The following is a 7,605-nucleotide window of genomic DNA, read 5'->3' on the forward strand; positions in this document are numbered from 1 at the left end:
CATTTGATAGTCGCGCTGCCAAAAGGCATTCGCGTCGAAGCACATCAATGGGTTCGCTGCGCCTCGAGCAACTGTTGCAAACGGTCGACCACCGCCCAGAACGCCATGGGTTCGTGTGTCGGATAGGGGTAATGCCCCAGATTCAAATCGATCGAAGCACCGCGTTCACGCAGGCGTTGCTCGACCAGGGTTCTTACCGAAACCGCCTGGCCGCTGGCGCAATTGATCACCCCGTTGAAATCACGCTGATGGATGATCGCGGCGAGGTAATCGGCGGCGCTGGCGATCGGCAAAAAGTCGCGCAACTGCTCGCCGCCAGACATGTTGAATGACGCGTCACCGCTATCGATCGCCCGATCCAGCGCTGCCAGCAGACTGTTGGGGTTCTGCCCTTCACCATGCAAATAGAACAGGCGCGCCCACTGCAGAGTGAACGGATGTTCTTGCGCAAGGTTCTGCAAAAACAGGTGCAAGCTGTGCTTGGCCAACCCGTAAGGATTGCTCGGCTGGGGCGCGGTGCTTTCGCTGAGCGGGCCGCTTTGCATGCCGTACTCGAAGCAGGTGCCGGTCACCAGGACTTGCGGCACACCCGCCTCGACCGCACTTTTGATAAAGCGGTAGTCGGCCATCAGGTTGTGCTCGAAATGGAACAGCGCCCGATAGTTCGGCAGCCCCGGCCAGGCCAGGTGCGCAAGGACGTCAATGCCGCTGGTGAGCGCCGCAATGTCCAGATCCGCCGCGTGAATATCCGCCGCGACGAATTCGACGTCATTGATCCATGGCATGCTCGCAGCCGTATCTGTATTGCGTGCCACCGCGCGCACGGCGCAGCCACGCGCGAGCAACGCCGCGACCAGATGCCGGCCGACGAAACCCGTGGCCCCGGTGACCAGGACGTTCACAGGACTTTCATCTCAGGCACGGCGATTACGAAGCGCCCGTCCCACTGGCGCACCTGCGCCAGTTGCTGACTGACTTCGTGCAGCAGGTTCCACGGCAGCACCAGCACGTAATCCGGTTGTTCAATATCGATCTGCGCCGGCGCAACAATCGGGATACGGCTGCCCGGCAGAAACTTGCCCTGCTTGTGCGGGTTGGCATCCGCCACCCAGGCCAGCAGATCCGGTTTGACCCCGGCGTAGTTGAGCAAGGTGTTGCCCTTGGCCGCCGCGCCGTAACCGACCACACGCTTGCCGTCGGCCTTGGCCTGCAACAGGAAGCGCAGCAGTTCATGCTTGATGCGTTCGGCTGCCGGCGCGAGGGTCGCGTAGTACTCAGGGGTTTTCACCCCGGCAGCGAGTTCGGCCTGCAGTTGTTGCTGCACCTCCGGCTGCACCGCACGACGCTCACCATCCCGGCGCTGCACGAACACCCGCAGCGAACCGCCGTGGGTGCTCAACTGACTGACGTCAAACACTTCCAGACCATTGCGCTCGCACAGGGTCTGCACGGCAGTCAGCGACAGGTAGGAATAGTGCTCGTGATACAGCGTGTCGAACTGCGCGCCAGCCATCAGCGTCAGCAGTTGCGGAAATTCGAAAGTAGCGACGCCGGTCGGCTTGAGCAGCGTGGCGAAACCACCGAGGAAATCGTTGATGTCCGGCACATGCGCGAGCACGTTGTTGGCCGCCATCAGGTCGGCGCCCCAACCTTCGCTGTACAACTGCGCAGCGCTGTCGCGACCGAAAAACACTTCACGAATCTGCAGGCCTTTTTCCCGCGCCGCTTGCGCGGTGCTGCGGGTCGGCTCGACACCCAGACACGGAATGCCGCGAGCAGCGACGTACTGCAGCAGATAGCCGTCGTTGGCAGCCACTTCGACCACGCGGCTGTCGGCGTTCAGGCCAAAGCGCTCGACCATCTCGGCGACGTAGCGCTCGGCGTGGGCCAGCCAGGTGCTGGAGAACGAACTGAAGTAGGCGTATTCGGCATCGAACAGGCTGTCGGCACGGGTGTAGTCCTCGGTCTGCACCAGCCAGCATTGCTGGCACACGGCAACCTTGAGCGGCATCCATTGTTCGGCCTGTTCCAGCCGATCGGCGTGCACGTAGGCGTTGGACGGTGGCGAGGTGCCGAGGTCGATCAGCGGCAGGCTCAGCGGTGCGGCGCACCCACGGCAGTTCATAGACGCACTCCAGCAAAATGTTGATCGAGCGCGGGATGGCTGGAATCACGCGCTGACAAATTATTGACAGGCAACGGCCAGGCAATCGCCAGCCGTGGATCGTTCACCGACAAGCCGCCCTCATGTTCCGGCGCGTAATCGGCGCTGTGCAGGTAAAGCAGTTCGGCGTCGTCGGTCAGGGTCTGGAAACCGTGGGCGAACCCGGCCGGAATCAACAGACTGCGACCATCGCCAGCCTTGAGTTGCTCGGCGTGCCAGTGCAGAAAGGTTGCGGAATCAGGGCGCAGATCCACCGCCACGTCCCACACTTCACCGCGCAGGCAGGTGATCAACTTGGCTTCCGGGGCGTTGGCGTTCTGGTAATGCAGACCGCGCACACTGCCCTTCTCGCGGGTGCAGGAGTGGTTGATCTGGCGGATGTGAAACTCGCTGCCGAACGCACTCAGGCTGCCCTCGCAGAACAGCCGGGCGAAATGCCCGCGCTGATCTTCGAAGCGTTTGTGCTGCACGCTGAACAGCCCGGCCAGCGGCAATTGTTTCAAGGAAAACTCGCTCACAGCGCGCCTCGGTACAGGTTCAGTTGGCCAAGGGTCACGGTGCGCATGTCATCGCCGTTCTGCCACGCCAGATGCCAGTCGAGGGTCTGGGTCAGGCATTGCTGCAAGGTCCAGCGTGGCTGCCAGCCGAGCACCTGTCGGGCGCGGCTACTGTCGAGGCGCAGCAGGCCAGCTTCGTGCAATTCACTTTTTTCGATGCGCAGACCGCGTGCCTGCGGCCAGCGACTGGCGAGCAGCTCGACCACTTCGCCGACGCTGCACATGTCCGTCTCGCCCGGGCCGAAGTTCCACGCCCCAGCGTATTCCGGGCCTTGTTCGTAGAGCCCCGCCACCAGTTGCAGATAACCGGCCAGCGGTTCCAGCGCGTGTTGCCACGGGCGCACGGCTTGCGGATAACGCAGGGTCACCGGCTCGTCGGCAGTCCAGGCTTTGAGCACGTCGGGAATCAGCCGTTCAGGGGCGAAGTCGCCGCCGCCCAGCACGTTGCCGGCGCGCGCGGTGGCCAGGGCCAGACCGTGCTCGGCGTACTTGTCGGCCGGGAAGAACGACGCCGCATAAGACTGCGCCAACAGTTCGCAGCAGGCCTTGCTGCTGCTGTAAGGATCGTGCCCGCCGAGGGCTTCGTCTTCGCGGTACGGCCACAGCCATTCCTTGTTGGCGTAGACCTTGTCGGTGGTCACCAGCACGCAGGCGCGCACGCAACCGACCTGACGGATCGCTTCGAGCAGGTTCAGCGTGCCCATGACGTTGCTGGAATAAGTGCCCAGCGGGTCGCGATAGCCTTCGCGCACCAGTGGCTGCGCGGCCAGGTGCAGGACGATTTCCGGTTCGGTGTCGGCGATGATCTCCAGCAACGCGCCGAGATCGCGCAGATCACCGCGTTGATCGTTGATCCCTTCGTGAACCCGCGCCAGTTCATACAGGCTCGGTTCGGTTGACGGATCCAGCGAGAAACCGCTGACGTGCGCGCCGAGGCTTTGCAGCCACAGGGTCAGCCAGCTGCCCTTGAAACCGGTGTGGCCGGTAATCAGGACGCGCTTGCCGCGCCAGAAATCCGCACTCAGGCCCATTGCTTCCATGGGGCCTCCCCGCTCTGCCATAGCGCTTCGAGGTGGTTTTTGTCGCGCAGGGTGTCCATGGGTTGCCAGAAGCCGTCGTGCTCGAACGCCTTGAGCTGCTCATCCTGGGCCAGCCGTGCCAATGGCTCAGCCTCCCAAGTGGTTTCATCACCCGCGATATACGGCAATACTTTCGGCGACAGGACAAAAAACCCGCCATTGATCCAGCCGCCGTCACCGCGTGGTTTTTCAGTGAAACCGAGGACCTGATCACCCTGGCGCTCCAGGGCGCCGTAACGACCCGGTGGTTGCACCGCCGTCACGGTCGCCAGGCGGCCATGGGCCTTGTGGTACTCGACCAACTGGCGAATGTTCAAATCGGAAACGCCGTCGCCGTAAGTGAAGCAGAACGCCTCTTCATCCTTCAGATAACGGCCGGCACGCAGCAGACGGCCACCGGTCATGGTTTCCTCGCCGGTGTCGATCAGGGTGACACTCCATGGTTCGCTGTAATTCTGATGCACGTCCATGCGGTTCTCGCGCATGTTGAACGTGACGTCGGAGGTGTGCAGGAAGTAATTGGCGAAGAAGTCCTTGATCGCGTAGCCCTTGTAGCCCAGGCAGATCACGAAGTCGTGGATTCCGTGAGCTGAATACTGCTTCATGATGTGCCAGAGAATTGGCTTGCCGCCGATCTCGATCATCGGCTTGGGCTTGAGGTGCGACTCTTCACTGATGCGCGTGCCGAGGCCACCCGCCAAAATTACTGCCTTCATCGTCTCCCCTCTTGTTCTTCACCGGGCTGCGCAGAGCTTTCTTGAGCGGCGCGCGCCTTCTGGCCAAACCTTTTGCCGCTGGCGGCGCCGCGGCGATGACCGCAAGCGCTCGTTTTATGGCGATTTGAGGGGGACTTGCAGGAAACGCGCCAGCTCGGTGCGCAGTGTGTGGCAGGACGTGCGGCCATGAAAAAAGGGATGAATCCGTCATCGGATTCATCCCTTTCATCGAGCTGTTACAACGATTGGAACGAATCAGCCAAACATGCTGAACCCGTCATTGATCGGCAGAACATCACCGTTGGCTGCCATGAAGTGCTCGATGGTGTTGTAGCCAGCGAACCAGTCCTGCAGTTTTACTCCTTGGGCGGTTGGATCAGACGGTGGGAAACTGCCGTCATTGAGGTACAGGTCGTTGCCCACCCGTTCCAGTTGCAACGTATCAGCCGAACGGATGTTGTTCAGGATCAGCGTGTCCGTACCGCTAGTGCCATCATCACGGATGGTTACCAGCAGGCCGGTATTGACGATATAGGTATCGCCGCCTTCGCCGCCGTTGGCAAAACCGGTGGCTTTCATTTGCCAAGGGTAAGTAACTTTACCGCCTAAAGTCAGCGCGTCATTGCCCGCGCCGCCAAGCAGCACGAAGTTTTCACCGGTACCGAGCAGATCATCGCTACCGTCGCCACCATCGGCAGTGCCGCTGACGACCTGGATCGTGTCGTTGCCAGCTTCACCGAAGGCGAACGTTCCACGGTCGTCCGGAGCGCTGATGATGAGGTCGTTGCCATTGCCGCCGTACAGCATGTCGGCTTGCGGCCCACCGGCAGCGACGTCGACCGCGAACGGCCCGAGCTGGGTGTAGAAACTGCCGTAAATGACATCATTGCCATCGCCACCGTAAATGGTGTCGTTGCCCAGACCACCTTCAAGGCCGTTGGCCAGCGCGTTGCCGGTCAGCGTGTCGTTGAAGTTGGTACCGATGATGCTTTCGACGTTGATGAGCACATCGCCTTGTGCATCACCGCCCTGATTGACGCCGGTCTGCAGGTTGATGTTCACCGCTGTGGTGTTGTTGATGTACCAGACCGTGTCGATCCCTTCACGCCCGTCAATCACGTCGGCGCCGCCGCCACCGATGAAATTGTCGTTGATCGCCGTTCCGGACAAGGTGTCGGCAAAGCTGCTGCCCTGGAAGATCTCGATATTGGTGAAGGTATCGCCAGCAGCATCGCCGGCATTGACGTTGGTTTTCAGGTCGATGGTGACGGCACTGTCTGACGACTCGTAGCTGACCATATCCAGGCCGGTACCGCCGTTGATTGCCAGCGCTACGGAGCTGCCAACGAAGATGTCGTTGTACTTCGAGCCTGTGAACGCCTCGATGCTGTTGTAGGTGTCGCCCGTCGCGATCCCGGTACTGACACCGGTTTTCAAGTTGATGCTGACGCCTACAGTGCTGTCGTCGTAGGACACCGTGTCCATGCCTCCACCACCAATGAACTGGTCGGCACCACCGCCACCGTAAAGCAGGTCATTGCCATTGCCGCCGGTGATGATGTTGTCAATCGCATTACCCACACCGGTGAACGAGCCGGTACCGGTGTAAGTCAGGCGCTCGACGTTGGCCGCCAGCGTATGGTCCTTGTAGCTGACGCGCACTTCATCGTTGCCGCCACCAGCCTGCTCGATGACCGTTACGCCACCGCCGTTGACGTAGTAGATGTCATCGCCCGCACCACCGTCGTAAGTGGCGAAGAGGTAGGCATCCGTGGTGAAGGTATCGTTGAACGCCGTACCAATGACTTTCTCGATATTGGTCAGGGTGACACCCTGCGAATCGCCACCGACACCCGGCAGGCTGGTGCCCGGTCGGATGTCGATATTGACGGCCGCGCTGGAAGTCGAGTAATCCACGGTGTCGAAACCTTCCCCGCCATCAACACCCGAAATCCGGCTATCGACCACGAAGGTGTCGTTGAATTTGGAACCGGCGATGACTTCGATACTGTTGTAGGTGTCGCCTGCACCGATCCCCGAGTTGACCCCGGTTTTCAGGTTGATGTTGACTGCCACCGTGCTGTCCAGATACGACACGGTGTCGCGACCGGCACCGCCGAAGAACTGGTCGGCACCGCCACCGCCGTACAGCATGTCGTTGCCGTTACCCCCGGTGATGATGTTGTCGCTGGCATTGCCCCAGCCGGTAAGACAGCCGGTACCGGTGTAAGTCAGGCGCTCGACGTTAGCCGCCAGTGTGTGTTCCTTGTAGCTGACGCGCACTTCATCGTTGCCGCCACCGACCTGCTCGATGACCGTTACGCCACCGCCGTTGACGTAATAGATATCGTCGCCCGCTCCCCCGTCGTAAGTGGCGAAGAGGTAGGCATCCGTGGTGAAGGTATCGTTGAATGCCGAGCCGATGACTTTCTCGACGTTGGTCAGGGTCACGCCCTGCGAGTCGCCACCGACGCCCGGCAGGCTGGTGCCCGGACGGATATCGATATTCACGGCCGCGCTCGAAGTCGAGTAGTCCACGGTGTCGAAACCTTCACCGCCATCAACAGCCGAAATCCGGCTATCGACCACAAAGGTGTCGTTGAATTTGGAACCGGCAATCACTTCGATACTGTTGTAGGTGTCGCCTGCACCGATCCCCGAGTTGACCCCGGTTTTCAGGTTGATGTTGACTGCCACCGTGCTGTCCAGATACGACACGGTGTCGCGACCGGCACCGCCGAAGAACTGGTCGGCACCGCCACCGCCGTACAGCATGTCGTTGCCGCTGCCGCCGGTGATGATGTTGTCGCTGGCATTGCCCCAGCCGGTAAACGAGCCAGTGCCGGTGTAGGTCAGACGCTCGACGTTGGCCGCCAGCGTATGGTCCTTGTAGCTGACGCGCACTTCATCGTTACCGCCGCCAGCCTGCTCGATGACGGTTACGCCACCGCCGTTGACGTAGTAGATATCGTCCCCGCACCACCTTCGTACGGTTGCGAAGAGATAAGCGTCAGTGGTGAAGCTATCGTTGAAAGCAGAGCCGATGACTTTCTCGACGTTGGTCAGGGTCACGCCCTGCGAATACGCCG

Annotated in this window: 6 protein-coding genes; all 6 read right to left on the minus strand. The window is 61.0% G+C overall.

Translation table 11 applies throughout. From position 1 onward, the window contains the following. Window positions 1-44 precede the first annotated feature (44 nt). Window positions 45-902 carry an NAD-dependent epimerase/dehydratase family protein gene (locus PMI25_RS11995; protein ID WP_007966199.1) on the minus strand — a complete coding sequence of 286 codons (858 nt, stop codon included), beginning with the start codon at window positions 900-902 and terminating at the stop codon, window positions 45-47. After that, window positions 899-2,125 carry a class I SAM-dependent methyltransferase gene (locus tag PMI25_RS12000; RefSeq protein WP_007966198.1) on the minus strand — a complete coding sequence of 409 codons (1,227 nt, stop codon included), beginning with the start codon at window positions 2,123-2,125 and terminating at the stop codon, window positions 899-901. The genes PMI25_RS11995 and PMI25_RS12000 overlap by 4 nt, the downstream gene beginning before the upstream one ends. Beyond that, on the minus strand, window positions 2,122-2,682 hold the full coding sequence (rfbC, locus tag PMI25_RS12005; protein WP_007966195.1) for a dTDP-4-dehydrorhamnose 3,5-epimerase: 561 nt from the start codon (window positions 2,680-2,682) through the stop codon (window positions 2,122-2,124). Before rfbC ends, PMI25_RS12000 begins: the two co-directional genes overlap by 4 nt. After that, window positions 2,679-3,761 (minus strand): CDP-glucose 4,6-dehydratase, encoded by a 1,083-nt coding sequence (rfbG, locus tag PMI25_RS12010; RefSeq protein WP_007966193.1) that lies wholly within the window; start codon window positions 3,759-3,761, stop codon window positions 2,679-2,681. Before rfbG ends, rfbC begins: the two co-directional genes overlap by 4 nt. Beyond that, window positions 3,743-4,516 (minus strand): glucose-1-phosphate cytidylyltransferase, encoded by a 774-nt coding sequence (gene rfbF, locus PMI25_RS12015; RefSeq protein WP_007966191.1) that lies wholly within the window; start codon window positions 4,514-4,516, stop codon window positions 3,743-3,745. Before rfbF ends, rfbG begins: the two co-directional genes overlap by 19 nt. 255 nt (window positions 4,517-4,771) lie before the next feature. Beyond that, a partial coding sequence (locus PMI25_RS29380; protein ID WP_024164451.1) for a beta strand repeat-containing protein occupies window positions 4,772-7,605 on the minus strand: 2,834 nt, incomplete at its 5' end.

This window comes from Pseudomonas sp. GM30 (assembly GCF_000282275.2).
In the GTDB taxonomy this organism is placed as follows: domain Bacteria; phylum Pseudomonadota; class Gammaproteobacteria; order Pseudomonadales; family Pseudomonadaceae; genus Aquipseudomonas.